This window comes from Agromyces solani (assembly GCF_058349925.1).
On sequence record NZ_JBYRER010000004.1, the window covers coordinates 79,075 to 105,571 of the forward strand.

At 70.6% G+C, this 26,497-nt stretch carries 24 protein-coding genes and 1 pseudogene; 22 read left to right on the forward strand and 3 right to left on the reverse strand.

Going from position 1 to position 26,497, the window contains the following annotated elements; translation table 11 throughout:
- The first annotated feature begins 61 nt into the window (after positions 1-61).
- The 17 genes from mraY (at position 62) to AC3RJ7_RS17125 (ending at position 19,551) form a co-directional block, all read left to right on the forward strand.
- A complete protein-coding gene (mraY, locus tag AC3RJ7_RS17045) occupies positions 62-1,156 on the forward strand; it encodes a phospho-N-acetylmuramoyl-pentapeptide-transferase (protein WP_491457055.1) in 1,095 nt (364 codons plus the stop codon).
- Positions 1,156-2,697, forward strand: a complete 1,542-nt coding sequence (gene murD / locus AC3RJ7_RS17050) for a UDP-N-acetylmuramoyl-L-alanine--D-glutamate ligase (RefSeq protein WP_491457322.1) — start codon at positions 1,156-1,158, stop codon at positions 2,695-2,697. The genes mraY and murD overlap by 1 nt, the downstream gene beginning before the upstream one ends.
- The gene (ftsW, locus tag AC3RJ7_RS17055) at positions 2,657-3,925 is read left to right on the forward strand and encodes a putative lipid II flippase FtsW (RefSeq protein ID WP_491457056.1); all 1,269 of its coding nucleotides are present in this window, start codon (positions 2,657-2,659) and stop codon (positions 3,923-3,925) included. The genes murD and ftsW overlap by 41 nt, the downstream gene beginning before the upstream one ends.
- A complete protein-coding gene (locus tag AC3RJ7_RS17060; RefSeq protein ID WP_491457057.1) occupies positions 3,922-5,013 on the forward strand; it encodes a UDP-N-acetylglucosamine--N-acetylmuramyl-(pentapeptide) pyrophosphoryl-undecaprenol N-acetylglucosamine transferase in 1,092 nt (363 codons plus the stop codon). Before ftsW ends, AC3RJ7_RS17060 begins: the two co-directional genes overlap by 4 nt.
- Positions 5,014-5,109: 96 nt before the next feature.
- Positions 5,110-6,510 carry a UDP-N-acetylmuramate--L-alanine ligase gene (gene murC / locus AC3RJ7_RS17065; RefSeq protein WP_491457058.1) on the forward strand — a complete coding sequence of 467 codons (1,401 nt, stop codon included), beginning with the start codon at positions 5,110-5,112 and terminating at the stop codon, positions 6,508-6,510.
- Positions 6,511-6,712: 202 nt separating this feature from the next.
- The gene (locus AC3RJ7_RS17070; protein ID WP_491457059.1) at positions 6,713-7,624 is read left to right on the forward strand and encodes a cell division protein FtsQ/DivIB; all 912 of its coding nucleotides are present in this window, start codon (positions 6,713-6,715) and stop codon (positions 7,622-7,624) included.
- A 189-nt stretch (positions 7,625-7,813) separates the two neighbouring features.
- Positions 7,814-9,031, forward strand: coding sequence for a cell division protein FtsZ (gene ftsZ, locus AC3RJ7_RS17075; RefSeq protein ID WP_491457060.1), 1,218 nt, complete (start codon positions 7,814-7,816; stop codon positions 9,029-9,031).
- A gap of 31 nt (positions 9,032-9,062) precedes the next feature.
- Complete coding sequence (locus AC3RJ7_RS17080) at positions 9,063-9,734, forward strand: YggS family pyridoxal phosphate-dependent enzyme (protein ID WP_491457061.1); 672 nt, start codon at positions 9,063-9,065, stop codon at positions 9,732-9,734.
- A gap of 33 nt (positions 9,735-9,767) precedes the next feature.
- Positions 9,768-10,259 (forward strand): cell division protein SepF, encoded by a 492-nt coding sequence (locus tag AC3RJ7_RS17085; RefSeq protein WP_491457062.1) that lies wholly within the window; start codon positions 9,768-9,770, stop codon positions 10,257-10,259.
- 6 nt (positions 10,260-10,265) lie between these two features.
- On the forward strand, positions 10,266-10,580 hold the full coding sequence (locus AC3RJ7_RS17090) for a YggT family protein (protein WP_491457063.1): 315 nt from the start codon (positions 10,266-10,268) through the stop codon (positions 10,578-10,580).
- A gap of 116 nt (positions 10,581-10,696) precedes the next feature.
- Positions 10,697-11,368, forward strand: a complete 672-nt coding sequence (locus AC3RJ7_RS17095; RefSeq protein ID WP_231431192.1) for a DivIVA domain-containing protein — start codon at positions 10,697-10,699, stop codon at positions 11,366-11,368.
- Positions 11,358-12,002, forward strand: coding sequence for a signal peptidase II (lspA, locus tag AC3RJ7_RS17100; RefSeq protein ID WP_491457064.1), 645 nt, complete (start codon positions 11,358-11,360; stop codon positions 12,000-12,002). Before AC3RJ7_RS17095 ends, lspA begins: the two co-directional genes overlap by 11 nt.
- Complete coding sequence (locus tag AC3RJ7_RS17105; RefSeq protein ID WP_491457065.1) at positions 12,002-12,922, forward strand: RluA family pseudouridine synthase; 921 nt, start codon at positions 12,002-12,004, stop codon at positions 12,920-12,922. Before lspA ends, AC3RJ7_RS17105 begins: the two co-directional genes overlap by 1 nt.
- 159 nt (positions 12,923-13,081) lie before the next feature.
- Positions 13,082-16,552 carry a DNA polymerase III subunit alpha gene (gene dnaE / locus AC3RJ7_RS17110; protein ID WP_491457323.1) on the forward strand — a complete coding sequence of 1,157 codons (3,471 nt, stop codon included), beginning with the start codon at positions 13,082-13,084 and terminating at the stop codon, positions 16,550-16,552.
- Between the two features lie 92 nt (positions 16,553-16,644).
- Positions 16,645-17,955, forward strand: coding sequence for a histidinol dehydrogenase (hisD, locus tag AC3RJ7_RS17115; RefSeq protein ID WP_491457066.1), 1,311 nt, complete (start codon positions 16,645-16,647; stop codon positions 17,953-17,955).
- Positions 17,956-17,988: 33 nt separating this feature from the next.
- The gene (nrdR, locus tag AC3RJ7_RS17120) at positions 17,989-18,462 is read left to right on the forward strand and encodes a transcriptional regulator NrdR (RefSeq protein WP_491457067.1); all 474 of its coding nucleotides are present in this window, start codon (positions 17,989-17,991) and stop codon (positions 18,460-18,462) included.
- 36 nt (positions 18,463-18,498) lie between these two features.
- Positions 18,499-19,551 (forward strand): quinone-dependent dihydroorotate dehydrogenase, encoded by a 1,053-nt coding sequence (locus AC3RJ7_RS17125; protein ID WP_491457068.1) that lies wholly within the window; start codon positions 18,499-18,501, stop codon positions 19,549-19,551.
- A 3-nt stretch (positions 19,552-19,554) separates the two neighbouring features.
- Here the strand turns inward: AC3RJ7_RS17125 and AC3RJ7_RS17130 are convergent, their stop codons facing one another.
- Positions 19,555-20,613 (reverse strand): App1 family protein phosphatidate phosphatase, encoded by a 1,059-nt coding sequence (locus AC3RJ7_RS17130; protein ID WP_491457069.1) that lies wholly within the window; start codon positions 20,611-20,613, stop codon positions 19,555-19,557.
- Between the two features lie 100 nt (positions 20,614-20,713).
- On the opposite strand from AC3RJ7_RS17130, the gene AC3RJ7_RS17135 reads away from it, so the two are divergent.
- The 5 genes from AC3RJ7_RS17135 to AC3RJ7_RS17155 all read left to right on the forward strand — a co-directional run bounded on the left by AC3RJ7_RS17135 (position 20,714) and on the right by AC3RJ7_RS17155 (position 24,639).
- Entirely contained in the window at positions 20,714-21,376 is a 663-nt protein-coding gene (locus AC3RJ7_RS17135) for a TetR/AcrR family transcriptional regulator (protein ID WP_491457070.1), read from the forward strand.
- A gap of 95 nt (positions 21,377-21,471) precedes the next feature.
- Positions 21,472-22,284, forward strand: coding sequence for an ABC transporter ATP-binding protein (locus AC3RJ7_RS17140; protein ID WP_491457071.1), 813 nt, complete (start codon positions 21,472-21,474; stop codon positions 22,282-22,284).
- Positions 22,281-22,976 (forward strand): ABC transporter permease, encoded by a 696-nt coding sequence (locus AC3RJ7_RS17145; protein WP_491457072.1) that lies wholly within the window; start codon positions 22,281-22,283, stop codon positions 22,974-22,976. Before AC3RJ7_RS17140 ends, AC3RJ7_RS17145 begins: the two co-directional genes overlap by 4 nt.
- A complete protein-coding gene (locus AC3RJ7_RS17150) occupies positions 22,973-23,716 on the forward strand; it encodes an ABC transporter permease (protein ID WP_491457073.1) in 744 nt (247 codons plus the stop codon). Before AC3RJ7_RS17145 ends, AC3RJ7_RS17150 begins: the two co-directional genes overlap by 4 nt.
- Positions 23,713-24,639: an ABC transporter substrate-binding protein gene (locus AC3RJ7_RS17155; RefSeq protein WP_491457074.1), complete on the forward strand. Its 927-nt coding sequence runs from the start codon at positions 23,713-23,715 to the stop codon at positions 24,637-24,639. The genes AC3RJ7_RS17150 and AC3RJ7_RS17155 overlap by 4 nt, the downstream gene beginning before the upstream one ends.
- A gap of 178 nt (positions 24,640-24,817) precedes the next feature.
- Here AC3RJ7_RS17155 and AC3RJ7_RS17160 read toward each other — a convergent pair.
- Both AC3RJ7_RS17160 and AC3RJ7_RS17165 read right to left on the reverse strand, forming a co-directional pair.
- Positions 24,818-25,486: pseudogene (locus tag AC3RJ7_RS17160) on the reverse strand (DedA family protein); the annotation flags it as partial.
- 35 nt (positions 25,487-25,521) lie between these two features.
- On the reverse strand, positions 25,522-26,496 hold the full coding sequence (locus tag AC3RJ7_RS17165; protein WP_491457075.1) for a M56 family metallopeptidase: 975 nt from the start codon (positions 26,494-26,496) through the stop codon (positions 25,522-25,524).
- Position 26,497 lies beyond the last annotated feature (1 nt).

The window sequence follows — 26,497 nt, forward strand, 5'->3', positions numbered from 1 at the left end:
ATCACGGCGAGGGTCGTCGAGCAGACGGCCGGCTCGGTGACCGACCTGGAGGTCGGGTCGCGTGAGAGCCCTCCTGACCGCCGGAGCGTTGTCGCTCGCCTTCACGCTCTTCCTGACCCCGCTGTTCATCCGGCTGTTCACCCGGCTCGGCTGGGGCCAGTTCATCCGCGACGACGGGCCGCAGAGCCACCACGTCAAGCGCGGCACGCCCACGATGGGCGGCATCATCTTCATCCTCGGCACGCTGTTCGGCTACTTCACGGCCACCCTCGTGCAGGGCGAGGGAGCGACGGCCTCCGGCCTGCTCGTGCTGCTCATGATGGTGGGCCTCGGTGTCGTCGGCTTCATCGACGACTTCCTGAAGACCCGGAAGAAGCAGTCGCTCGGCCTCGGCGGCTGGGCGAAGGTCGGCGGCCAGGTCGTCGTGGCGACGGCCGTGGCGCTGCTGGCCCTGCAGTTCCCGAACCAGCAGGGCGTGACGCCCGCGAGCACGAAGATCTCCTTCATCCGCGACCTGCCGCTCGACTTCATGGTGTTCGGCACGTTCTTCGGCATCCTGCTCTACGTCATCTGGACCTGCCTCATCACGGTCGGGGCGTCCAACGGCGTCAACGTGACCGATGGCCTCGACGGCCTCGCGGGCGGCGCTTCCATCCTCGCGATCGGCTCGTTCGTCATCATCGGCTTCTGGCAGTTCAACCAGTCGTGCGCCGCGCCCGGGCTCAACCCGAGCGACGTGTACCGCTGCTACGAGGTGCGCGACCCTCTCGACATCGCGATCGTCGCGACGGCGATCGTCGGCGGGCTCATCGGGTTCCTGTGGTGGAACACGAACCCGGCGAAGATCTACATGGGCGACACCGGTTCGCTCGCCCTCGGTGGCGCGCTCGCGGCACTCGCGATCGTGAGCCACACCGAGCTCCTCGTCGTCATCATCGGCGGCCTCTTCGTCATCGAGACCGGGTCGGTCATCGTGCAGCGCGCGTACTTCAAGCTGACGCACGGAAAGCGCATCTTCCTGATGAGCCCGATCCACCATCACTTCGAGTTGAAGGGCTGGGCCGAGGTCACGATCGTCGTGCGCTTCTGGATCATCGCCGGCCTGTTCGTCGCCGCCGGCGTCGGCGCGTTCTACTTCGAGTGGCTGCAGAGCTGATGGCGGACGGCGCAGGCCGAGCCGCGGACCGTCTCGACACGCTGACGAGCTGGAACGCCGATTGGCGGGGCCTCCGCGTCGCGGTGCTCGGCGTCGGCGTGACCGGCTTCGCCGTCGCCGACACCCTCACCGAGCTCGGCGCCGACGTGCTCGTCCTCGCGCCCGGCGTCGACGACGACCGCGCTCGCATCCTCGAGGTGATCGGCGCGCGGCTCGTGGTCCACCCGCTCGACGCGGTCCCCGACGACCTCGTCGCGTTCGCGCCCGAGGTCGTCATCACCTCGCCCGGCTTCCACCCCGACCACCCCGTGCTCGAGTGGGCAGCACGCGAGGGCGTCGCGGTGTGGGGCGACATCGAGCTCGCCTGGCGGGTGCGCGACAAGGTCGACGCCGCCGAGTGGATCCTCGTGACCGGCACCAACGGCAAGACGACGACGGTCCAGATGACGGCGACGTTCCTCGCCGCCAACGGCCTCCGCGCCGCGCCGTGCGGCAACATCGGGGTGCCCGTGCTCGACGCGGTGCGCGACCCCGGCGGGTTCGACGTGCTCGTCGTCGAGCTCTCGAGCTATCAGCTGCACGCGCTGCCCGTCACCGGTCCCGGCGCCGTGCACCCGTGGGCGAGCGTCGTGCTCAACGTGGCCGACGACCACCTCGACTGGCACGGGTCGTTCGACGCGTACCGCGCGGCGAAGGCGAAGGTCTACGAGAACACGAAGGTCGCCTGCGTCTACAACCGCGCCGACGAGGCGACCCGGCGCATGGTCGAGGACGCGGAGGTCGAGGAGGGCGCCCGTGCCATCGGCTTCGGCCTCGACGTGCCCGGGCCGAGCGACTTCGGCGTCGTCGACGGGATCCTGTGCGACCGCGCCTTCCTCGACGACCGCCGTACGGCCGCACTCGAGATCACGACCCTCGCCGAGCTCGAGCCGCGCGGTCTCGCCGCACCGCACGTGGTCGCGAACATCCTCGCGGCGTCGGCGCTCGCACGCTCCTACGGCGTTCCGGTCGGCGTCATCCACGATGCACTCGGCCAGTTCCGCCTGGACGCGCACCGGATCGAGACGGTCGCGGTCGCCGGCGGCGTCCGCTGGATCGACGACTCGAAGGCCACGAACCCGCACGCCGCCGAGGCATCCCTCAAGGCCTTCGGTCACGTCGTCTGGATCGTCGGCGGCCTGCTCAAGGGCGTCGACGCCGACTCGCTCGTCGCGTCGCACGTCGACCGCCTGCGGGCCGCGATCGTGATCGGTCGCGATCGCACGCAGCTCGTCGAGGCGTTCCGGCGACACGCGCCCGAGCTGCCGCTCTTCGAGGTCGTCGCCGACGACACTGAACGGGTGATGCCCGACGCGGTCGCGCTGGCTGCGGAGGTCGCCGAGGACGGCGACACCGTGCTCCTCGCGCCCGCGGCGGCGTCGATGGACCAGTTCGCCGACTACGGCGACCGCGGCCGGCGATTCCACGAGGCGGTCAGAGCGATGCTGGGAGGTGAGGCGGATGGCGACTCCGCCCCGCACGAGCCGCCCGCAGAAGGCTGACCCCGCCCCGCAGGGCGTCTCGGCGGCGAGGATCCGGCTCGGTCGCGTGTTCCGCGCCGAATCGGCGGACTACTTCCTGCTGCTCGGCACGACGCTGTTCCTCGTCGTGCTCGGCCTCGTCATGGTGCTGTCGTCGTCGCTCGTCGAGTCGTACCTCGAAGACGGCGGCCTCCTCGACCAGGCCGTCCGCCAGGGTGTGTTCGCCGTCATCGGCATCCCGGCCATGCTCATCGCGAGTCGGCTGCCCGAACGCTTCTGGATGCGCGTCGCGTGGCCCGCGCTCATCATCACCTGCATCCCGCAGCTGCTCGTCGTCGCGACGCCGCTCGGCATCGAGGTCGGCGGCAACACGAACTGGATCGCGATCGGTCCCGTCCAGTTCCAGCCCTCGGAGTTCATCAAGGTCGCCCTCGTCATCTGGCTCGGGCTCATGGTCACGAAGAAGCAGGACAAGCTCGACGACTTCACGCACGGCATCCTGCCCATCCTGCTCGTCGGCGGGGGAGCGATCGGCCTCGTGCTCCTCGGCGGGGACCTCGGCACCGTCATGGTGATGGGCGCGATGCTGCTCGGCGCCCTCTTCCTCATCGGGGTCCGGCTGCGGCTGCTGCTTCCGCCGGTCGTCATCGCCGTCGTCGGTTTCGTCATCGTGGCGTTCTCGAGCGAGAGCCGCATGCGCCGGATCACCTCGTTCCTCGACGCGAACTGCGAGGCCGGCGGCACGGGCGACGCGATCAACGACTGCTGGCAGATCCAGCACGGCACCTTCGCACTCGCCAACGGCGGCATCTTCGGCGTCGGACTCGGCAACTCCGCGGCCAAGTGGTCGTGGCTGCCGGCCGCCGACAACGACTTCATCTTCGCGATCATCGGCGAGGAGCTGGGCCTCATCGGCGCGGTCGTCGTCATCGGGCTGTTCGTGCTGCTCGCGGTCGCCTTCGCGCGCGTCCTGCGCGGAGCGGGCACGCCGTTCGGCCGAGCGGCCACGGCGGCGGTGCTCGTCTGGGTCATCGGCCAGGCCTGTGTCAATATCGGTGTCGTGCTCGGAGTATTCCCCGTCCTCGGTGTCCCGCTGCCGCTCGTCTCGGCCGGTGGCACCGCCCTGCTCACGACCCTCGTCGCCATCGGCGTCGTGCTCTCCGTCGCACGCACGCCCGAGGCATCCGCCCGCCTGGCCGCCCGGTCGGCGGCGCGCAAGGCGCGCGCGGCGGAGCGGACCGCGCGATGACCGTCTACCTGCTCGCCGGCGGCGGTACGGCCGGCCACGTGAACCCCCTGCTCGCCGTCGCCGACCGGCTCCGAGAGCGCGATCCCGACGCCGAGGTGCTCGTGCTCGGCACGGCCGAAGGCCTCGAGGCCCGGCTCGTGCCCGCTCGCGGGTACGAGCTCCTCACGATCGCGAAGGTGCCGTTCCCGAGACGGCCGAATCGCGCGGCCGCCGCGTTCCCGGCGCGCTTCCGTCGCTCCGTCTCGGATGTCGCGGAGATCATCGCCGGCCGAGGCGTCGACGTCGTCGTCGGATTCGGCGGGTACGTTTCGACCCCGGCGTACGTCGCCGCGCGGCGTGCCGGCGTGCCGGTCGCCGTGCACGAGGCGAACGCGAAGCCCGGACTCGCGAACCGGCTCGGTGCCCGGCGCGCCCGGGCCGTCGGCGTGGCCTTCGAGGGCACGCCGCTGCCGGGCGCCGAGGTCGTCGGCATGCCGCTGCGCCGCGAGATCGAAACGCTCGACCGTGCCGCACAGCGCGACGAGGCCGCGGCGTTCTTCGGCCTGGACGCGTCGCGTCCGGTGCTGCTCGCCACCGGAGGTTCGCTCGGTGCGCGCCGCATCAACCGCACGATGGTCGACAGCGCGGCGGCGATCACCGCCGCGGGCTGGCAGGTGCTGCACATCACCGGCGCGAACTCCGAGGTCGAGGACCCCGGCATCGCCGACTACCGCATGGTCGAGTACGCCGACCGGATGGACCTCGCCCTCGCCCTCGCGGACCTCGCGGTGTCCCGGGCCGGCGCGGCGACCGTGAGCGAGCTGTCGGCACTCGGCATCCCGGCCGTGTACGTGCCGTACCCCGTCGGCAACGGCGAGCAGCGGTTCAACGCCGCCGGGGTCGTGGCCGCGGGCGGCGGCATCCTCGTGGACGACGCCCGGTTCGTGCCCGACTGGGTGGTGGCGGAGCTCGTGCCCCTGCTCGCGGACCGCGGACGCGTCGCCGCGATGGCCGCGGCGGCCGCGACGGCCGGCGTGGTCGACGGCACCGACCGAATGGTCGCGCTGGTCGACCGCGCACTCGGCGGGGGAGCCGCGGGTCGCGCCTGAGGCGCGTAACGTGGAAGGCAGCGGAACCACCCCGAGCGCGCCCGCCGGCGCACCGCACACGACGACCCCGACCGCACTGAGGAAGAGCGCCCGAACGTGACCATCAAGCCCGATCTCTCGATCCAGATCCCCGCCGAACTCGGCGCCGTGCACTTCGTCGGCATCGGGGGCTCCGGCATGAGCGGCATCGCGCGCCTGTTCATCGGCGCGGGCCACACGGTGACCGGCTCCGACGTCCGCGACTCCGCGAACATCGCCGCGCTCCGCGACCTCGGCGCGGAGATCGCCATCGGGCACGACGCGGCCAACCTCGGCGACGCCGAGGCGGTCGTCGTGACGGGTGCGCTCTGGCAGGACAACCCCGAGTACCAGCTGGCGCTCGAGCGCGGACTGCCCGTGCTGCACCGCTCGCAGGCGCTCGCGTGGCTGATCTCGGGCCAGCGCCTCGTGTCGGTCGCGGGCGCGCACGGCAAGACGACCTCGACGGGGATGATCGTCACGGGCCTGCTCGCACTCGGAGCCGACCCGAGCTTCGTGAACGGCGGCGTGATCGACGGCCTCGGCGTCTCGTCGGCCGCCGGCGAGGGCGAGCTGTTCGTCGTCGAGGCCGACGAGTCCGACGGCTCGTTCCTGCTCTACGACACCGCGGTCGCGCTCATCACGAACGTCGACCCCGACCACCTCGACCACTACGGTTCGCGCGAGGCGTTCGAGCAGGCCTTCGTCGACTTCGCCGACCGTGCGTCGGAACTCGTCGTCATCTCCTCCGACGACGCGGGCGCGCAGCGCGTGCACGCTCGACTGGGGCACGCGAACGTCGTCACCTTCGGCGAGGCGGCGGATGCCTCGGTGCGGGTGCACTCGATCGAGACCGACGGCCCCGTGGCCTTCGTCATCGAGTACGCCGGCGTCGACTATCCCGCGACGCTGCGCATTCCGGGCAAGCACAACGCGATCAACGCAGCCGGCGCCTTCGCCGTGCTCGTCGGCCTCGGCTTCGAGCCCGCCGCCGCGCTCGAGGGGATCTCGCGCTTCACCGGGACGGGCCGTCGATTCGAGCTGCACGGGACGGTCGGCGGGGTGAGCGTCTACGACGACTACGCCCACCACCCGACGGAGGTCGCCGCCGCACTGGCCGCGGCGCGGACGGTCGTGGGCGACGGGCGCATCATCGCCGTCCACCAGCCGCACACCTACAGCAGGACCCAGGCCTTCGCGAAGGAGTTCGCCGAGGTGCTCGAGCAGTACGCCGACGAGACGGTCGTGCTCGACGTGTACGGCGCCCGCGAAGACCCCGTGCCCGGGGTCACGGGTGCGCTCGTGAGCGAGAGGTTCGCCGATTCCGAGCGGGTCGCCTTCATCGCCGACTGGCAGGAGGCCGCCGACCACACGGCGAAGATCGCCCGCGACGGCGACTTCGTGATCACCCTCGGCTGCGGCGACGTCTACCGCATCGTGCCGCAGCTGCTCGGCTCGCTCGAGCGGGAGCGCGGTTGACGGCGGGCCGCGCGTGAAGCGGCCGCAGGGCTTCGACGGGCGCACGCCGCGGCGCCCGCGCGGCACGACGGGGTACGGAGCGCCGGTCGCGGGTCGGCCGGCGTCGCGCGATGTGCCGGATCGGACGGGCGCGGGCGGTCCGGGCGACCCTCGGCCGGCCCCGGCGTCGCTGCGCTACGGGGCGAGCGCCGACGCCGATCGCGTGAGCACCGAGCCCATCGTGGTGGTCGAGCCCGCGGTGCGGACACCCGTCGGCGATGCCGTGCGGGAGCCCGTGCCGCCGACGGATCAGGGGGCACCGGGAGCCGGGCCGGCCGCCGATGCGGGCGGGGAACGCCCCGTCGACGCGACGTCCGCGAAGCGAGCCCTCGCAGCGGCGGAGCGCGAGCGGCGGCGGTACGAGAGGCAGGAGGTGCGCCGGTTCACGAAGCGGTCGCGCCGGCGACGCCTCGCCTGGTGGGTCGCCGGCGGCACCGTCGCGATCGTGATCGTCGGCATCGTCGCGGGTGCGTACTCGCCGCTCATGGCCCTCCGTGAGGTGCGGGTCGAGGGTGCGTCGCGCATTCCGGCCGACTCGATCGTCGCCGCGTTCGACGGCGAGCTCGGCACGCCCCTGACGCTCATCAGCGGAGACGACGTGCATGCGGCCCTCGCCGACTTCCGGCTCATCGAGACCTACTCGGTCGAGACCATTCCGCCCGGCACGCTCGTCGTGCGGATCGTCGAGCGCACGCCCGTCGGGGTCATCGAGTCGAAGGGCGGCGGACTCGAACTCGTCGACGCGGCGGGGGTCGTCATCGACCGGCCGGAGGAGCGCCCCGACGGGCAGCCGCTCATCGTGGTGGACGGCGGGACGGGCTCCGACGGGTTCAAGGCGGTCGCCGCCGTCGTGCGGAGCCTGCCGGCGGAGGTCCGGGCGCAACTGGTCGGGGCCTCGGCCGAGACCGCCGACGACGTGCGGCTCGAACTCGCCGGCGGCGTGCCGGTCGTCTGGGGCGGTCCCAACGACTCCGGCCTGAAGGCCGACGTGCTCGCGATGCTCATGAAGGCGGCGCCGCCCGACACGGTGCCGGGGTACGACGTCTCGTCGCCGAACAGTCCGGTCACGGGCTGAACGAGGGCGTCGAGCCCGGCCGCCGGGGCACGGCCGATCCATCTCGGCGGTCGGATCGCGACACGCCGGGTTCGCCTTGCGGGGCGCGCCCCGAGCGCGACCTACCGTCATCACAGGAATTGCATACTCAGCAAAACTTTAACCTTCGACTAGAGGTTCAGGGTTCAGAGTTCGCACGGAAGGCCGGACATGTCGACAAACCAGAACTACCTCGCCGTCATCAAGGTCGTCGGAATCGGCGGCGGCGGTGTCAACGCCGTCAACCGCATGATCGAACTCGGCCTGCGCGGAGTCGAATTCATCGCGATCAACACCGACGCCCAGGCGCTGCTCATGAGCGACGCCGACGTCAAGCTCGACGTCGGCCGCGACCTCACGCGCGGCCTCGGCGCGGGCGCCGACCCCGAGGTCGGCCGTCGCGCCGCCGAGGATCACGCCGAGGAGATCGAGGAGGCGCTCGCGGGTGCCGACATGGTCTTCGTCACGGCGGGCGAGGGCGGCGGCACCGGAACGGGTGGTGCACCGGTCGTCGCCCGCATCGCGAAGTCGATCGGAGCGCTCACCATCGGTGTCGTCACGAAGCCGTTCGGCTTCGAGGGCAAGCGTCGCCAGACGCAGGCCGAGCAGGGTGTCGCGCGCCTGAAGGAAGAGGTCGACACCCTCATCGTCGTGCCCAACGACCGGCTGCTCGAGATCAGCGACCGCGGCATCTCGATGCTCGAGGCGTTCGCGACCGCCGACCAGGTGCTGCTCGCCGGTGTGCAGGGCATCACCGACCTCATCACGACGCCCGGCCTCATCAACCTCGACTTCGCCGACGTCAAGTCGGTCATGCAGGGCGCCGGCTCCGCGCTCATGGGCATCGGCTCCTCGAGGGGCGCCGACCGGGCGATCAAGGCGGCGGAACTCGCGGTCGCGAGCCCCCTGCTCGAGGCGTCGATCGACGGCGCGCACGGCGTGCTGCTGTCGATCCAGGGCGGCTCGAACCTGGGCATCTTCGAGATCAACGACGCGGCGAGGCTCGTGCAGGAGGCGGTGCACCCGGAGGCCAACATCATCTTCGGCGCCGTCATCGACGACACCCTCGGCGACGAGGTGCGCGTCACCGTCATCGCCGCAGGGTTCGACGGCGGCGAGCCGAACGCGAAGCCCGTCGAGGCGCGTCGCACGAACTTCGTCCCCGCCGCGGCCGCCGCGGTCGGCGTGCCGGTCGCGGCCGGCGGTGCCGCACTCGGCGAGTCGCTGAGCGGCGAAGCCGCCGACGTGATCGCCGAGATCGACATCGACGAGCTCGTGGAGACGGCGAACTGGGGCGAGGCGTCCACGTCGACCGCCGACCAGATCGTGACCGACCCGGCGTTCGACGACGGCGACGACGATCTCGACATCCCCGACTTCCTCAAGTGAGCACGGTCGAGACGGGCCGGAGGCGGGGCGCGTGAGCGGCCTCGGCTTCCGGCTCGCCGCCGTGCAGTCGGCGATCGCGGATGCCGCGGCCGACGCCGGCCGCGAGGCAACCGAGATCACGACCATCGTCGTGACGAAGTTCCAGCCCGCGTCCCTCGTCCGCGATCTCGCGGCCCTCGGCGTGCGCGACGTGGGGGAGAACCGACACCAGGAGGCGCAGGCGAAGGCCGCTGAGCTCTCGGCGCTCGGGCTGCGCTGGCACTTCATCGGCCAGTTGCAGAGCAAGAAGGCGCGGCAGGTGCGCGCGTACGCGTCGGCGATCCACTCGATCGACCGGCCCGCGCTCGTCGACGTGCTGCGCTCCGAGGAGGCGTCGGTCGACTGCTTCGTGCAGGTGAACCTCACCGATGACCCGGGTCGGGGCGGCGTCGCCCCGGCGGAGCTCGACGCGCTCGTCGAGCGCGTGCTCGAGACCCCCGGGCTCCGGCTGCAGGGGCTCATGGCCGTCGCGCCGCTCGACGAACCGGCGCGGCCCGCGTTCGCCCGTGTCCGCGAGCTCTCCGAACGCGTCGTGCGGCTCGCACCCGAGGCGACCGCGTTGTCCATGGGGATGAGCCACGATTTCCGCGACGCGATCCTGGAGGGTGCGACACACCTGCGGATCGGAACGGCAATCACCGGGAACCGGCCGGCCGCCGGTTAGCCTCGAAGAGACGGAATACAGACGGAGGCATCGATGTCGAACCCGCTCAAGAAGACCATGGTCTACCTCGGACTCGCCGATGAGGAGCTCGAGCAGGAGGCCCCGCAGGCCTCGGCCGCGCCCGCTCCGGCGACGCCCGCACCGGTCGTGCACGCCGCGCCGGCCCCCGCGCCGAAGACCGGAGCGTCGGTCACGCCGCTCCGCAAGCACCACGTCCAACCGAGCACCCCGCAGGTGGAGATGAACGAGATCCTGACCGTGCACCCGCGCCAGTACCGAGACGCGCAGGTGATCGCCGAGTCGTTCCGCGAGGGCGTGCCGGTGATCATCAACCTCTCGCAGATGTCGGACGGCGATGCCCGTCGGCTCATCGACTTCGCCAGCGGCCTCTCGCAGGGCCTCTACGGCAAGATCGAGCGGGTCACGAGCAAGGTGTTCCTCCTCTCGCCGTCGCACGTCGTCGTCTCCGGCGAGACCGGCGACGCCGAGGGCGACGTCGACGCGTCGTTCTTCACGCACGCGTAGCCGTCGGTGGGCGCGCTCTCCATCGTCTGGAACGTCCTCTACGCACTGCTGCTCATCTACTTCTTCGTGATGTGGGGGCGGTTCGTGCTCGATCTCGTACGGACGTTCAATCGGTCCTGGCGGCCCCGCGGGTTCTGGCTCGTGGTCGTCGAGGCCGTGTATTCCGTCACCGATCCGCCGGTCAGGTTCTTCCGACGGATCATCCCGCCGATCCGCATCGGGCAGGTCGCACTCGATCTCGGGTGGAGCCTGGCGATGCTGGTCGTCATCATCGCCATGACCGTCGTGTCATGGCTGTCCGCGGCTTCCGCCGCGGGCTGAGCATCTCCTGCGAGGGTGACCGTTGAAGTCGAACGCGGCTCTCGACTCGCAGGCGGTGTTTGCTACCGTTAGCAGAACGTGATCGAACCGTTCGACAGATTTGAGGGTGGGAAGCCATGGCGCTAACTCCGGAAGATGTGGTCAACAAGCGCTTCCAGGCGACGAAGTTCCGGGAGGGCTACGACCAGGACGAGGTCGACGACTTCCTCGACGAGGTGGTCGTCGAGCTGCGCCGGCTGAACCAGGAGAACGACGAGCTGCGCCAGCGCGTCGCCGCCGCCGAGGCCCGCGCCGCCGAGGCGGCGAGTGCACCGGCCCCCGCCGCTCCGGCTCCCGCCGCCGTCTACACGGAGCCCGCCGCCCCGCCGCCCACGGTCGCCGTGCCGACGCAGCCGGCGGCACCGCAGTCCGAGCTCGACGAGCAGACGTCGACCACGAACCTGCTCCAGCTCGCCCGTCGCCTCCACGAGGAGCACGTGCGCGAGGGCATCGAGAAGCGCGACGCGCTCATCGCCGAGGGTCACGCGACCGCGGCCCGCGTCGTCGCCGAGGCCGAGGCCAAGCAGCGCCAGCAGATGGGCATCCTCGACCAGGAGCGCGTCGCGCTCGAGAAGCGCGTCGACGAGCTCCGCACCTTCGAGCGCGACTACCGCGCCAAGCTGAAGAGCTACATCGAGGGTCAGCTGCGCGAGCTCGACACCGCCGCTCCCGTGCAGGTGTCGGGCAACCAGGGCTTCTCGGCCCCCGCCGAGCAGCCTGCTCCGACCTTCCAGGGCTTTGGCGGCTGAGCGGGCCGCGAAGGTCGGCACCACCACCGCCCTGCTGGTCCTGGCCGGCGCCGCACTCGCGGCGTACGGCCTCGACCAGTTGAGCAAGTTCCTGGTCGTCTCGAACCTCACGGAGGGTGAGGTCGTGCCGGTGCTGGGCTCCGTGCTCCAGTGGCAGTTCGTGCGGAACCCCGGCGCGGCGTTCTCGCTCGCGAGCGGTATGACGTGGATCTTCACGATCCTCGCCGCGAGCGTCATCACGTTCATCATCTGGTTCTCCCGCCGCATCCGCTCGGTCGCGTGGGCGCTCGTCTTCGGGCTGCTGCTCGGCGGAGTGCTGGGAAATCTCACCGACCGCCTGTTCCGCGAGCCGAGCTTCGGCCTCGGCCACGTGATCGACTTCATCTCGACGCCGTGGTTGCTGCCGGCGATCTACAACGTCGCCGACATGGCGATCGTGTCGAGCATGGTGCTGTTCATGATCCTCACGATCCGGGGCGTCGGGCTCGACGGCACGCGCGAGACGCGTGCGCCGAAGACCGGCACGGCGGATGCCTCGGGCTCGACCGCGCTCGACGGCGAGGCGTCGACGGGCGACACCACGGCCGCCGGCGACACCGACGGGCCGCGCGCGGCGACGGTCGCCGAGGCCTGATGGAGCATCGCTCGCTGCCCGTCCCCGATGGCCTCGAAGGTTCTCGAGTCGACGCGGGGCTCGCGAAGCTCCTCGGATTCTCGCGAACGCTCGCAGCCGAGATCGCCGAGTCCGGTGGGGTGATGCTCGACGGCGTCGCCGCCGGCAAGTCCGACCGGCTGCGCGCCGGCGGCTGGCTCGAGGTGAGCTGGGAGCCGCCGCGGACGCTCGCGGTCGAGCCCATCGCCGTGCCCGAGCTCGGCATCGTGCACGACGACGACGACCTGGTCGTCGTCGACAAGCCGGCCGGCGTGGCCGCGCACCCGTCGCTCGGCTGGAGCGGCCCGACGGTCGTCGGCGCCCTGGCCGCGGCCGGGTTCCGCATCTCGACCTCGGGCGCCCCCGAGCGCCAGGGCGTCGTGCATCGGCTCGACGCCGGCACGAGCGGACTCATGGTCGTCGCGAAGTCCGAGCGCGCCTACACCGAGCTCAAGCGCCAGTTCCACGATCGCGAGGTCGAGAAGATCTACCACACGGTCGTGCAGGGCCACCCCGACCCGCTCGCCGGCACGATCGACGCGCCCGTCGGCCGTCACCCCCGCTCGGAGTGGAAGTTCGCGGTCACAGCCGACGGCAAGCACGCCGTCACGCACTACGAGACGCTCGAGGCGTTCCCGTACGCATCGCTGCTCGAGGTGCACCTCGAGACGGGCCGCACCCATCAGATCCGGGTGCACATGGCCGCGCAGCGGCACCCGTGCGCGGGCGACGCGATGTACGGCGCCGACCCCACCCTGTCGGCCAGGCTCGGGCTCACTCGGCAGTGGTTGCACGCGCACGAGCTCTCGCTCACGCACCCTGGCACGGGGGAGTGGACGACGTTCGTCTCCGAGTATCCGGCCGACCTCGCGCACGCCCTCGAGGTGCTGCGCGGCGACTGACGTCGTTCGTCTCGCGACCCGCGATCGGATCCGGCCGGGAGGTCGGCGGCCCGACGTAGACTCGTTGCAGACCCCCGAGATCCACCCCCGCAGCATCCGAAGAGGAGCCCCGTGGCCGCCGATTCATTCGTCCATCTGCACGTGCATTCCGAGTACTCGATGCTCGACGGGGCCGCGCGAGTGGGTGAGCTGATCAAGGCGGCGCAGGGCTACGAGATGCCTGCGGTCGCGGTCACCGACCACGGCAACGTCTTCGGCGCTTACGACTTCTGGAAGCAGGCGACCGACGCCGGCATCAAGCCCATCATCGGCACCGAGGCCTACCTCACGCCCGGCACCCACCGCAGCGACAAGACCCGCATCAGGTGGGGCAACGGCGGCGGCGACGACGTCTCCGGATCGGGTGCGTACACGCACATGACCCTCCTGTCGGAGACGACCGAGGGCATGCACAACCTGTTCCGGCTGTCGAGCCTCGCATCGATCGAGGGGTACTACTTCAAGCCCCGCATGGACCGCGAGCTCCTGCAGACCTACTCGAAGGGGCTCATCGCGACGACGGGTTGCCCGTCGGGCGAGGTGCAGACCCGCCTGCGGCTCGGCCAGTACGACGAGGCGATCAAGGCGGCGGCCGATTTCCGCGACATCTTCGGTGCCGACAATTTCTTCTGCGAGATCATGGACCACGGTCTCGGCATCGAGAAGCGCATCATGACCGATCTTCTGCGCCTCGCGAAAGACCTGAACCTGCCGCTCGTCGCGACGAACGACCTGCACTACACGCACGCCCACGACGCGAAGAGCCACGCCGCCCTGCTGTGCGTGCAGTCGGGCTCGACGCTCGACGACCCGAACCGCTTCAAGTTCGACGCCGACGACTTCTACCTGAAGACCGCTGCCGAGATGCGCCAGGTGTTCCGCGACCACCCCGAGGCGTGCGACAACACCCTCGCGATCGCCGAGCGTTGCGACGTCCGGTTCAACACGAGCGCGAACTACATGCCGCGCTTCCCCGTTCCCGAGGGCGAGAACGAGGAGAGTTGGTTCGTGAAGGAGGTCGAGAGGGGCCTCCACATCCGGTACCCGAACGGCATCCCGGCCGACGTGCGCAAGCAGGCCGACTACGAGGTCGGCGTCATCAGCCAGATGGGGTTCCCCGGCTACTTCCTCGTCGTCGCCGACTTCATCAACTGGTCGAAGCGCAACGGCATCCGGGTCGGGCCGGGCCGCGGATCGGGCGCCGGGTCGATGGCGGCGTACGCGATGAAGATCACCGACCTCGACCCGCTGCAGCACGGCCTCATCTTCGAGCGCTTCCTCAATCCCGACCGTGTCTCGATGCCCGACTTCGACGTCGACTTCGACGAGCGTCGTCGCGGCGAGGTCATCAAGTACGTGACCGAGAAGTACGGCGAGGAGCGCGTCGCCCAGATCGTCACCTACGGCACGATCAAGGCGAAGCAGGCCCTGAAGGACTCGGGCCGCGTGCTCGGCTTCCCCTTCTCGATGGGCGAGAAGCTCACGAAGGCGATGCCGCCGGCCGTCATGGGCAAGGACATCCCGCTCACCGGCATCTTCGACAAGAACCACCCCCGCTACAAAGAGGCCGGCGACATCCGCGCGATCGTCGAGACCGACGCCGAGGCCAAGACGGTCTTCGACACGGCGCTCGGCCTCGAGAACCTCAAGCGCCAGTGGGGCGTGCACGCCGCCGGCGTCATCATGTCGAGCGACCCGCTCATCGACATCATCCCGATCATGAAGCGCGAGCAGGACGGGCAGATCGTCACGCAGTTCGACTATCCGGCCTGCGAGTCGCTCGGCCTCATCAAGATGGACTTCCTGGGGCTCCGCAATCTCACGATCATCGACGACGCGCTCGACAACATCGAGGCCAACCGGGGCTTCCGCCCCGTGCTCGAAGACCTCGCCCTCGACGACGCCGAGGCGTACGCGCTGCTCTCGCGGGGTGACACCCTTGGCGTGTTCCAGCTCGACGGCGGGCCGATGCGCGCCCTCCTGCGGCTCATGAAGCCCGACAACTTCGAGGACATCTCGGCCGTCATCGCGCTCTACCGGCCCGGGCCCATGGGCGCGAACTCGCACACCAACTACGCGCTCCGCAAGAACGGCCTGCAGGAGATCACGCCGATCCATCCCGAGTTCGCGGAGTCCCTGAAGGACATCCTCGACACGAGCTACGGCCTCATCATCTACCAGGAGCAGGTGATGGCGATCGCCCAGCGCGTGGCCGGGTTCTCGCTCGGCCAGGCCGACATCCTCCGACGCGCGATGGGCAAGAAGAAGAAGTCCGAGCTCGACAAGCAGTACGAGGGCTTCTCGGCGGGCATGAAGTCGAACGGCTACTCCGAGGAGGCCATCGGCAAGCTGTGGGAGATCCTGCTGCCGTTCTCCGACTACGCCTTCAACAAAGCCCACTCGGCGGCCTACGGTGTGCTCAGCTACTGGACGGCGTACCTCAAGGCGCACTTCCCGGCCGAGTACATGGCGGCCCTCCTCACGAGCGTCGGCGACGCTCGCGACAAGCTCGCGCTCTACCTCAACGAGTGCCGCCGCATGGGCATCCAGGTGCTTCCGCCCGACGTCAACGAGTCGATCGGGTTCTTCGCCGCCGTCGGCGACGACATCCGCTTCGGCCTCGGCGCGGTCCGCAACGTCGGGTTCAACGTCGTCGACGCGATCCGCGGCGCCCGCGAGAAGGAGGGGCGCTTCGAGTCGTTCCACGACTTCCTCAAGAAGGTGCCGATCCCGGTCGCGAACAAGCGCACGGTCGAGTCGCTCGTGAAGGCCGGCGCCTTCGACTCGCTCGGGCACACGAGACGTTCCCTCGTCGAGATCCACGAGGGGGCGGTCGAGTCGGCCGTGAAGGAGAAGCGCGCGGAGGAGAACGGCGACGTCGGCTTCGACTTCGACAGCCTCTTCGACGAGCACGAGAAGGAGGCGGCGCCGTCGCTCGTGCCCGACCGGCCCGAGTGGACGAAGAAGGACAAGCTCGCGTTCGAGCGGGAGATGCTGGGGCTCTACGTGTCGGACCACCCGCTCGCCGGGCTCGAGGTCCCGCTCGCGAAGCACGCCTCGACCACGATCACCGACCTCATGAGCTCGGACTCGACGCAGGACGGCGACACGGTCACCGTCGCCGGCCTCGTGACGAGCGTGCAGCACCGGATCGCGAAGGCCTCCGGCAACCAGTACGGCATGATCCAGGTCGAGGACTTCTCGGGCGAGATCACCGTCATGTTCATGGGCAAGGCGTACCAGGAGTTCGCGCCGGGCCTGCAGGCCGACACCATCGCGGTCGTCCGCGGTCGGGTCAGCATGCGCGACGACGGCATGAACCTCCACGCCTTCAGCGTCTTCACGCCCGACCTCGGCCAGGGCGAGGAGAGCGGCCCCGTGATGATCTCGCTGCCCGACCAGCGGGCCACGACCGAGACGATCACCGCGCTCGGCGAGGTGCTGAGCCGGCATCGCGGCGACACCGAGGTGCGGCTGAAGCTCGTCCGCGGGCGAACCGCGCGCGTCTTCGAGCTGCCGTATCCGGTGAACGTGAGCGCCGACTTCTACGGAGAGCTCAAGAGCCTGCTCGGTCCCAGCTGCCTGCTCTGATCCCGCCGGTCGAGCGCTCCCGGCCGCTCGGCGGACGCACTGTGACGTCCGCCCACGGGGCGGCGGGCGCCGCTCGGTAGGCTGGAGCCACCATGCTGCGAACGATCGACCTCCGCGGAACCCGTCCATCGACGAGCGAGCTGCTCGCCCTCGTGCCCCGCGCCGCGACCGACGTGTCGGCCGCGCTCGAGCCGGCACGAGGGCTCATCGAGGCGGTCCGCGCGCACGGCGAGGCCGCACTCGTCGAGCAGGCCGAGCGGTTCGATCGGGTGACCCCGCGGCACGTCCGGGTCCCCGCCGACGAGCTCGCCGACGCGCGCGACGGCCTCTCGCCCGAGATCCGCGACTCGATCGAGCGCACGATCGAGCGGGTGCGCACGGCGAGCGCCGCCCAGGTGCCGGCGGCGAAGCGCACGGAACTCGCTGCGGGCGCCGTCATCGAGCAGCGGTGGCAGCCGGTCGGCCGAGTGGGCCTGTACGTCCCCGGCGGCAAGGCCGTCTATCCGTCGAGCGTCGTCATGAACGTGGTGCCGGCCCAGGTCGCGGGCGTCGCCTCGATCGCGCTCGCCTCCCCGCCGCAGGCCGAGCACGGCGGGCGCGTGCACCCGACGATCGCCGGCGCCGCCGCACTCCTCGGCATCACCGAGGTGTACGCCATGGGCGGGGCCGGCGCGATCGGCGCCTTCGCCTACGGCGTGCCGGGCCTCGGCCTCGAACCCGTGCAACTCGTGACCGGCCCGGGCAACGTGTACGTCGCTGCGGCCAAGCGGGTCGTGCAGGGGGTGACGGGCATCGACGCGGAAGCCGGGCCGACCGACATCCTCGTCATCGCCGACGAGGCCGCGGACGCCGACTTCGTGGCGGCCGACCTCGTGAGCCAGGCCGAGCACGACGAACTCGCGGCTGCGGTGCTCGTCACCGACTCGCCCGGGTTGGCGGAGCGGGTGCTCGACCGGCTCGCGGCCCGATCCGTCGCGACGAAGCACGGGGACCGCGTGCACCAGGCGCTCACGGGCGCCCAGTCGGCGCTCGTGCTCGTCGACGACCTCGAGCAGGCGGCCGACTTCGCGAACGCCTTCGGTCCCGAGCACCTCGAGATCCAAGTGCGTGACGCCGATGCCGTGCTCGCCCGCATCGAGAACGCGGGCGCGATCTTCGTCGGTCCGTTCTCGCCGGTGAGTCTCGGCGACTACGCCGCCGGATCCAACCACGTGCTGCCCACCGGCGGGCAGGCGCGCTTCGCGGCCGGCCTGTCGGCCGCGACGTTCCTGCGTCCTCAGCAGGTCGTGCGCTACGACGAGGCCGCCCTCCGCGAGGTCGCCCCGGTGATCGCCGCGCTCTCGACCGAGGAAGACCTTCCCGCGCACGGCGAGGCGGTGTCGGCGCGGTTCGGCGCGGCGTGAGGCCGCCCTTGCGCCGCTAGGCTGGTTGGCACCATGCACTGCCCCTTCTGCCGCCACCCCGATTCGCGCGTCATCGACTCCCGCACGAGCGACGACGGGCTGTCGATCCGCCGTCGCCGGCAGTGCCCCGAGTGCGGGCGCCGCTTCTCGACGACCGAGACGGCGAGCCTCGTCGTCATGAAGCGCTCGGGCGTCGTCGAGCCGTTCAGCCGCGAGAAGGTCGTGCTCGGCGTCAAGAAGGCGTGCCAGGGCCGTCCGGTCACCGATTCCGACCTCGCTGTGCTCGCGCAGAAGGTCGAGGAGACGATCCGCTCGACCGGTGCCTCGCAGATCGAGGCGAACGACATCGGCCTCGCCATCCTGCCGCCGCTGCGCGAGCTCGACGAGGTCGCCTACCTGCGATTCGCGAGCGTCTACCAGGCGTTCGACTCGCTCGACGACTTCGAGTCGGCGATCGAGCAGCTGCGCGAGGAGCACGGCCGGCTGCCCGCCCGGCCCGTCGAATGACGCTCGAGGCCGCACGACCGGTACCCTGAATCCGGCATGTATCGACTCCTCTTCTCCCTGTTCCTGACGAAGCTCGACCCCGAAGACGCGCACCACCTCGCGTTCCGGGTGATCCGCGCCCTGCCGACGCTCGGCTTCGGCCGGCTCGTCGAGCGGTTCACGGCGCCCGATCCGTCGCTCGCCGTCGAGGCGCTCGGCCTGCGATTCGCCTCGCCGTTCGGCGTCGCCGCCGGCTTCGACAAGGACGCCCGCGCCGTGATCGGCCTCGGCCAGCTCGGCTTCGGCCACGTCGAGGTCGGCACCATCACCGCGATCGCTCAGCCCGGCAACGACCGGCCGCGCCTCTTCCGCCTCGTGAAGGACCGCGCGCTCGTCAACCGCATGGGCTTCAACAACGGCGGGGCGGATGCCGCGGCCGGCCGTCTCTCGCGACTGTCGCGCCGCTCGCACCGGCCGGTGCTGGGCGTCAACATCGGCAAGAGCCGCGTCACCGCGGTCGAAGACGCCGTCGGCGACTACGTGCGCAGCGCGAGGCTGCTCGCCCCGTACGCCGACTACCTCGTCGTCAACGTGAGCTCGCCGAACACGCCGGGCCTGCGCGGACTGCAGGAACTCGATGCGCTCGCGCCGCTCCTCGAGGCGGTGCGCGAGACGTCGGGCACGACGCCGCTCCTCGTGAAGATCGCCCCCGACCTCGCCGACACCGAGGTCGAGCGCATCTGCGAACTCGTCGTACGGCTCGGCCTCGACGGCATCATCGCCACGAACACGACGATCTCCCGCGACGGGCTCGAGACCGAGGCATCCGTCGTCGAAGCCATCGGTGCGGGCGGTCTGTCGGGAGCGCCGCTCGCGGCGCGATCGCTCGAGGTGCTGCGACTCGTCCGCCGCAGCGTGCCCGCTGAACTGTGCGTGATCTCGGTCGGCGGCATCGAGACCGCCGCCGACGTGCAGGACCGCCTCGACGCCGGTGCCACGCTCGTGCAGGGGTACTCGGGGTTCATCTACCGCGGTCCGCTGTGGGCGCGGCAGATCAACCGCGGCCTCGTGTCGTTCCGTCGCTCGCGCGAGCGGGCCGTCGCCCGGTAGCGCTCAGACGACGCCCGCCTCGGCGAGCCCGTCGGCGATCCTCGAGCCGTCGCTCGCCGAGACCCAGGGCACGTCGGTGCCGTGCTCCTCGGCCTTGCTGCGTCCGCCGGCGAGCACCGCCTCGCCCGTCGAGAGCCGGCGGATCGCGATCGCCGCGACCCGTTCGGGGTGCTCGGAGGCGAACCGCGCGTAGAGATCCTCGTCGTGCTGCCCGTCGTCGCCGATGAGGAGCCACCGCACGTTCGGGAACTCCTCGGCGAGCCGGCGGAGGTTCTCCTCCTTGTGCTCGCGACCGCTGCGGAACCAGCGATCGTGCGTGGGGCCCCAGTCGGTGAGGAGCAGCGGGCCCGCGGGGAAGAGGTTTCGCGACAGGAACCGCGTGAGGGTCGGAGCGACGTTCCAGGCGCCCGTCGACAGGTAGATGACGGGGGAGCCGGGGTGCGCCCGCGCGAGCCGTTCGAACAGGACGGCCATCCCCGGGGTGGGGATGCGAGCGTGCTCATCGAGCACGAACGTGTTCCACGCGGCGACGAGCGGCCGGGGCAGCGCCGTCACCATGACCGTGTCGTCGACGTCGCTGATGATGCCGAAGTCGACATCGGGTCCGACGATGCGGATCGGCGCCTCGACGGGTTCGGCGCCCTCGGTGCTGAGCGTCGCCCGGTGCCAGCCGGGAGCGAGGGCGGCGGGCACGGTCGTGTCTACCACGCCGCCGCGGTCGGCGAGCACCTCGATGCGCTGGCCGCCCACCTCGATGATGACCGGCACGTCGCCGACGGGCACGCTCGTGAAGCTCCTCCAGCCGCGGATGCCCTGCTCCCGGCGCTTGCGACGGCGCTTCGAGCGTTCGTCGGCCGCGACGGGCTTCGACAGGAGCACCCGGCAGAAGACGCGAACCCACTCGGTCGAGCCGTAGCCCGTGTAGGGGACGACGGTCGGCACGTGCCCGCGACGGCGTGCGCCGCGGGAGCGCACGTCGTGGAACCAGTCCTCGATGCGCGCGGCGCGATGCCGGACCTGGCGCTCTCGAGAACCGGGCGGGGTGGGGGAGCTCGCCGGCATCCACTCAGTCTGTCATGCGACGGGGACGGCTCGCGAAACGGCACGTGCACGGCGGGTGTTCGACGCCCGGTAGAGTGGACCGAGCAACTGAGGAGGTCCCGTGCCGAACATCGACCTGATCCTCGGGGCCGATCCGAGCCGGAGGCGCTCGGTCCGCACCGAGCCGACGCAGCGTCGCTCCAGCCAGCGCCTGGACGCGCTGCTCGATGCCGCCGCCGAGATCGTCGACGAGCAGGGCTTCGAGCGGCTGACCACCCAGATGGTCGCCGAGCGCGCCGGCGCCTCGATCGGCACGGTGTACCGGTACTTCCCCGACCGGGTCGCAGTGCTCTACGCGCTGCGCGAGCGGTCGGTGCACCGCTATCGCGAACGGGTCGCCGACGAGATGGCGCGCACCGAGCTGCGCTCCTGGTGGTCGGTGGTCGACGTCGCGATCGACGTCAGCGCGAAGATGTACGGCTCCGAGCCCGGATTCAGCGTCGTGCACGCCGCGCAGCGCGAGCTCGCCGAGGGCGACGTCGAACCCGAGTTCGCGCATCGCATGGCCCGTCTCATCGAAGCCGAGTTCGGCGGCGAGGGCGACCAGGCCGAGCTCCGCTTCCGCCTCGGCGTCGCGATGGAGATCGGCGACGCGCTCATCAGCCGCGCCTACGAGCGGTCGGTCGAGGGCGACGAGCGGTACCTCGCCGAGGCGAAGCGCCTCGTGCACGACTACCTCGCCGAGCACCTCGGCCAGGCGCTCGCCGCTTCCTCCGCGGCCTGACGACTCGCGGGGCGACCCGTTGCGCTCGGGGCGCGATCGGTGTTTGGCTTGAGGCTGCACCTCGCAGCGAACGCCGACGACGGGATTGAGCCAGCATGATCGAGTTCCGCGGCGTGTCGAAGCGCTTCCCCGACGGCACGCTCGCCGTCTCGGGCGTCGACATCGTCATCCCGCCGCATACGACGACGGTCCTCGTCGGTTCGTCGGGCTCGGGCAAGACGACCCTCCTGCGGATGATCAACCGCATGGTCGACCCGACCGACGGGCAGGTGCTCATCGACGGGACGGACGTCTCGACGGTGGAGCCCGTCGCGCTGCGGCGGAGCATCGGCTACGTCATGCAGAACTCCGGGCTGCTGCCGCATCGAAAGGTCATCGACAACGTCGCGACCGTCCCGCTCCTGCGCGGAGTCCGCAAGCGCGAGGCGCACGCACGGGCCCTCGAACTGCTCGACACCGTCGGACTCGACCGCTCGCTCGCGGACAAGTACCCGAGCCAGCTCTCGGGCGGCCAGCAGCAGCGCGTCGGGGTCGCCCGGGGCCTCGCCGTCGACCCGAACATCCTGCTCATGGACGAGCCGTTCGGAGCGGTCGACCCGATCGTCCGTGCGGAGCTGCAGCAGGAGCTGCTTCGACTGCAGGGCGAGCTGGGCAAGACCGTCGTGTTCGTGACGCACGACATCGACGAGGCGTTCCTCCTCGGCGACCAGGTCGTCATCATGCAGCACGGCGGACGCATCTCGCAGGCGGCGTCGCCCGCCGCGATCCTCGCGAACCCGGCCGACGCCTTCGTGGCCGACTTCGTCGGAGTCGACCGCGGCAAGCGCGCGCTGCACGTGACCGAGGTGGACGGGCGGCGGGTCGTCGTCGACGGCGACGGACGCGCGGCAGGAGTGCTCGCCTCGTGAAATGGCTCTGGTCGAACCTCGACCTGGTCGGCGAGCTGACCCTCGTGCACCTGGCATTGTCGGTGCCCGCGATCATACTGAGCTTCGTGATCTCGGTTCCGATCGGCTGGGTCGCGCACCGCTACCGGTGGTCGCGAGGCGTGCTGCTGTCGCTGTGCGGCCTGCTGTACGCGGTACCCTCGCTCGCGCTCTTCGTCGCATTGCCCGCCTTCACGGGGCTCGGGCTGCGATCCCCGCTGAACCTCGTGATCGCACTTACTCTGTACGGCATCGCCGTGATCGTGCGGACGGCCGCCGACGCATTTGATGCCGTCGATCACGATGTCCGGCAGTCCGCCACCGCGGTCGGCTACTCCACGGTCCGCAGATTCTGGGGTGTCGAGCTGCCGCTCGCGGGCCCGGTGCTGCTGTCAGGCCTGCGTGTCGTCGTCGTGAGCACCGTGAGCCTCGCCACAGTTGGCGCCGTGATCGGCGTCCAAAGCCTCGGCAGCCTCTTCACCGACGGTTTCCAGCGTGGCATCGAGGCCGAGATCGTCACCGGCGTGGTCATGACGGTGCTCGTCGCGCTGGCGATCGACGGCGTCTGCGTCCTCTGCGGAAGGCTTCTGATGCCATGGCAGCATCGCGCCTCCCACTCGGCGGCCGGCAATCGGGCGGCGACCCCCTTGGAGCAACCGGACGCGATCGCATGAACCTCATCATCCTGGGATTCGAATGGATCGGGGACCCCGAGCACTGGATGGGCCCCGGGAGCATCCCCGACCGGCTCTGGCAGCATCTCGTGATCTCTCTGGTCGTGCTCGTCATTGCGTCGATCATCGCACTACCCGTCGGAGTGATCGTCGGGCATACCAAGCGTGGCAAGCAGGCTGCAGTCATGATCTCGGGTGGGCTCCGGGCGCTGCCGACGCTGGGTGTGCTCACGCTCCTGGGGTTGTGGCTCGGCATCGGCCTGCGAGCGCCCGTCGTCGCGCTCGTGCTGCTCGCGATCCCACCGCTGCTCGCGGGCGCCTACGCCGGACTCGAGTCCGTCGACGAGCGAACGACCGACGCCGCACGGGCGGTGGGCATGCGGGAGCGACAGGTCATCGGAAAGGTCGAGCTGCCGCTGGGATTGCCGATCATGGTGGGCGGCGTCCGCTCTGCGACGCTGCAGATCATCGCGACGGCGACGCTTGCCGCGTACATCGCGGACTTCGGCCTCGGCCGTTTCATCTTCGAGGGTCAGCGGATCCGGGACTACGGCGAGATGCTCGGCGGCGCGATGCTCGTCGTGGCTCTTGCGCTCGTCGTGGATGGACTCCTGGCTGTCGCACAGCGACTCGTCATGCCACGCGGTGTGCGCGGTCGGCGTGTCGGAGAATCTCGTTCACGGCCAACCCGGCCGCGAGCGCTCGCGGGGCAACCCGTCCATGAAGGGAATGCAACATGACCACAGCAGGAAAAGGCCGGCTCGTCGCACTCGCGGCGGTCGCGGTCGGGGCGACAGTGGCCCTGGCAGGGTGCACATCGAGCGATCCGCTCGACAGCGGATCGGGTGAGACCGAGGGCGGCGGTGAGACGCTCGTCATCGGCTCACAGGACTACTACTCGAATGAGATCATCGCCGAGCTCTACGCCCAGGCGCTCGAGGAGAACGGCTACACGATCGACCGGCAGTACCGGATCGGCGAACGGGAGATCTACATTCCCGAGATCGAGAGCGGCGCGATCGACGTCTTCCCCGAGTACACGGGCAACCTCTTGCAGCACTACGTCCCGGATACCGAGGCTCGGACGAGCGACGATGTATACGCCGAACTCGACACATCCTTGCCCAGCGGCCTGCGAGTCCTCGACCAGGCGCCCGCGACCGATCAGGATTCGTACACCGTGACGGCGGCGTTCTCCGATGAGAACGGTGTCACGAGCCTTGCCGATCTCGGTGATGTCGCGACGCCCCTGCTCGTCGGTGGTAACTCCGAACTGCCGTCCCGGCCCTACGGTCCCGACGGTCTCAAGTCGGTGTACGGCGTGGACGTCGAATTCAAGCCGATCGAGGACGATGGCGGTCCGCTGACCGCCAAGGCGCTCAGGGACGGGGCGGTTCAACTCGCCGACATCTACACGTCCAGCCCTGAGCTCGCAGCGGGCGACTTGGTGGTCCTGGAAGATCCCGAAGGGCTCTTCCTCGCGTCCCATGTCGTCCCGGTGGTGAGCGACAAGGTGACCGACGAGGTCGCCGAGATCATCAACACCGTGAGCGCGGCGCTGACAGCCGAGGAACTCGTCAAGCTCAACAAGTCGAGTGTCGACGACCAGGAAGGGTCCGAGCAGATCGCGAGCGATTGGCTCGCCGAGCAGTCGCTGTTCTGACGCTCAGCGGTCGATCGGCCGCGCTCACCGGTCAGCGTCACCGGTCAGCGTCGAGCGTCGAGGGGTCGGGTGCCGAGGCATCCGACCCATCGTCGTCGGTGGCGACGAGATCGCCAAGGTGCGGCGTCTCGATGCTCGCCGGCGCGTGCGCGAAGTCCGCCGGCGCCGCGGTCGCGGTGTCGAGCGCGCCCGAGTCGTCGGCGGCCTCCGCCGCCTCCATGTGCTTGGCCTCCGAGCGCACGAGCAGCTTCTTCACGCCCCAGACCGCCACGAGGAAGAAGACGATGACACCGACGAAGAGGTAGCCCGCCCAGTGCAGTTCGCGACTGAGTTCGCGGTAGCTGCCCGCGGCGAGCCAGCCGACGGACACGTACGCGAACGCCCAGATGATGCAGGCGGGCAGCGTCCAAGCGATGAACCTGCGGTAGCGCATCGTGCTCATGCCGACCGTCAGCGGGATGAGCGAGTGCAGCACGGGGATGAAGCGCGAGATGAAGATCGCGGGGCCGCCCCGCCGATCGAGGTACCGCTGGGCGCGATGCCAGTTGTCCTCGCCCAGCTTTCGACCGAGCCGCGAGTGCAGGATGTGCGGACCGAACCACCGGCCGAGGCCGAAGCCGATGCTCTCGCCGATGAGCGCGCCGATGATGACGGCGAAGGCGAGGGCGAAGTACTGCCCGAGGTTTTCGACCCCGGTCGCCGCGACGAGCACGATCGTGTCGCCGGGTACGACGAGTCCGATCAGCACGCTCGTCTCGAGCATGATTCCGATCCCCGCGAGGAGCGTCCTGACGACGGGGTCGACCGACTGCACCGTGTTCAGGATCCAATCGAGGATCTCGTTCATCGTTCGAGCGTACCGAGCACGACCGCGCCCGCGCGTCAGACCAGGGTCGTATCCGTGAAGACGACGGCGTACGCCAGGAGGGGGACGGCGACGAGCGCACCGGCCGCGACGAGCACGAGCGTGCGCGAAGGCGCGCCCCGGCCGTCGCCGGTCGGGGCGGCCTCGGGCGGGGTCGTGCCGGTGACGCCGCCGTCGAGCCGCGCGAGTCGCGCCTCGAGCATGTCCGCGTCGGCGATCACGCCGTCGTCCCCGAGGCCCGCCGGGCCGGCGTCGGCGCCGACCACGAGCATCGCGCCGCGCAGCGCATCGTCGCCGGCGACCCGGCGTGCACGGTCGTCGGCGAGCATCTCGGCGAGCAGGATCACGGAGCGCTCCGCCCGGTTCGCGATCGGGAACCACGGCAGCGCACTGTGCCATGCGCGGAAGGCGAGCAGCACGAGGTGGTGGAGCTGGTCGAGGTGGGCCCGCTCGTGGGCGATCACCGCGGCCAGCTCGGACGGGCTCAGCGCCTCCACGAGGCCGTCGGTGAGCACGGTCGCGGTGCGGATGCCGGGCACGCAGTACGCGAGCGGCGTCGGGTGGGCGAGCACCCGCGTGCTGGGCTGGCCCGGCATCGGATCGCCGAGCAGCGCGACGAGCTGGTGCTGCCGACGCCGCTCGCGCTCGGCGTGGACCGCGGTGAGCGCGAGGTTCAGTGCGAGGTGCAGCGCGAGGCCGGCCGCGAGCGTGATCGCGGCGATCTCGAGCACGTCGAACTCGGGCGGGACGGGGCCCGTGAACAGCACAGGGGCGAGGGCGTTCCAGGCGCCGATGAGCGAGCCCGCGGGTGCCGCCCCGTAGACGAGCAGGCACCCGATCATCGAGAGGCCGCCGGCGATGGCGATCGCCTGCCAGAGCACCAACGCCACGGCGGGGGAGCGCGCCGGCCATGCGGCGCGCGAGAGGGCGACAGGGATCGGCCACGCGAGAGCGAAGGCGAGCGCGCCGAGCACTGCGGCGACGACGAGCATC

Excerpts from the sequence above, each read along its gene's own strand:
- murD (WP_491457322.1), top strand. The coding sequence starts at position 1,156 with ATGGCGGACGGCGCAGGCCGAGCCGCGGACCGTCTCGACACGCTGACG.
- ftsW (WP_491457056.1), top strand. The coding sequence starts at position 2,657 with ATGGCGACTCCGCCCCGCACGAGCCGCCCGCAGAAGGCTGACCCCGCC.
- AC3RJ7_RS17060 (WP_491457057.1), top strand. The coding sequence starts at position 3,922 with ATGACCGTCTACCTGCTCGCCGGCGGCGGTACGGCCGGCCACGTGAAC.
- ftsZ (WP_491457060.1), top strand. The coding sequence starts at position 7,814 with ATGTCGACAAACCAGAACTACCTCGCCGTCATCAAGGTCGTCGGAATC.
- AC3RJ7_RS17085 (WP_491457062.1), top strand. The coding sequence starts at position 9,768 with ATGTCGAACCCGCTCAAGAAGACCATGGTCTACCTCGGACTCGCCGAT.
- AC3RJ7_RS17095 (WP_231431192.1), top strand. The coding sequence starts at position 10,697 with ATGGCGCTAACTCCGGAAGATGTGGTCAACAAGCGCTTCCAGGCGACG.
- AC3RJ7_RS17105 (WP_491457065.1), top strand. The coding sequence starts at position 12,002 with ATGGAGCATCGCTCGCTGCCCGTCCCCGATGGCCTCGAAGGTTCTCGA.
- dnaE (WP_491457323.1), top strand. The coding sequence starts at position 13,082 with ATGCTCGACGGGGCCGCGCGAGTGGGTGAGCTGATCAAGGCGGCGCAG.
- hisD (WP_491457066.1), top strand. The coding sequence starts at position 16,645 with ATGCTGCGAACGATCGACCTCCGCGGAACCCGTCCATCGACGAGCGAG.
- nrdR (WP_491457067.1), top strand. The coding sequence starts at position 17,989 with ATGCACTGCCCCTTCTGCCGCCACCCCGATTCGCGCGTCATCGACTCC.
- AC3RJ7_RS17125 (WP_491457068.1), top strand. The coding sequence starts at position 18,499 with ATGTATCGACTCCTCTTCTCCCTGTTCCTGACGAAGCTCGACCCCGAA.
- AC3RJ7_RS17130 (WP_491457069.1), bottom strand. The coding sequence starts at position 20,613 with ATGCCGGCGAGCTCCCCCACCCCGCCCGGTTCTCGAGAGCGCCAGGTC.
- AC3RJ7_RS17140 (WP_491457071.1), top strand. The coding sequence starts at position 21,472 with ATGATCGAGTTCCGCGGCGTGTCGAAGCGCTTCCCCGACGGCACGCTC.
- AC3RJ7_RS17150 (WP_491457073.1), top strand. The coding sequence starts at position 22,973 with ATGAACCTCATCATCCTGGGATTCGAATGGATCGGGGACCCCGAGCAC.
- AC3RJ7_RS17155 (WP_491457074.1), top strand. The coding sequence starts at position 23,713 with ATGACCACAGCAGGAAAAGGCCGGCTCGTCGCACTCGCGGCGGTCGCG.
- AC3RJ7_RS17165 (WP_491457075.1), bottom strand. The coding sequence starts at position 26,496 with ATGCTCGTCGTCGCCGCAGTGCTCGGCGCGCTCGCCTTCGCTCTCGCG.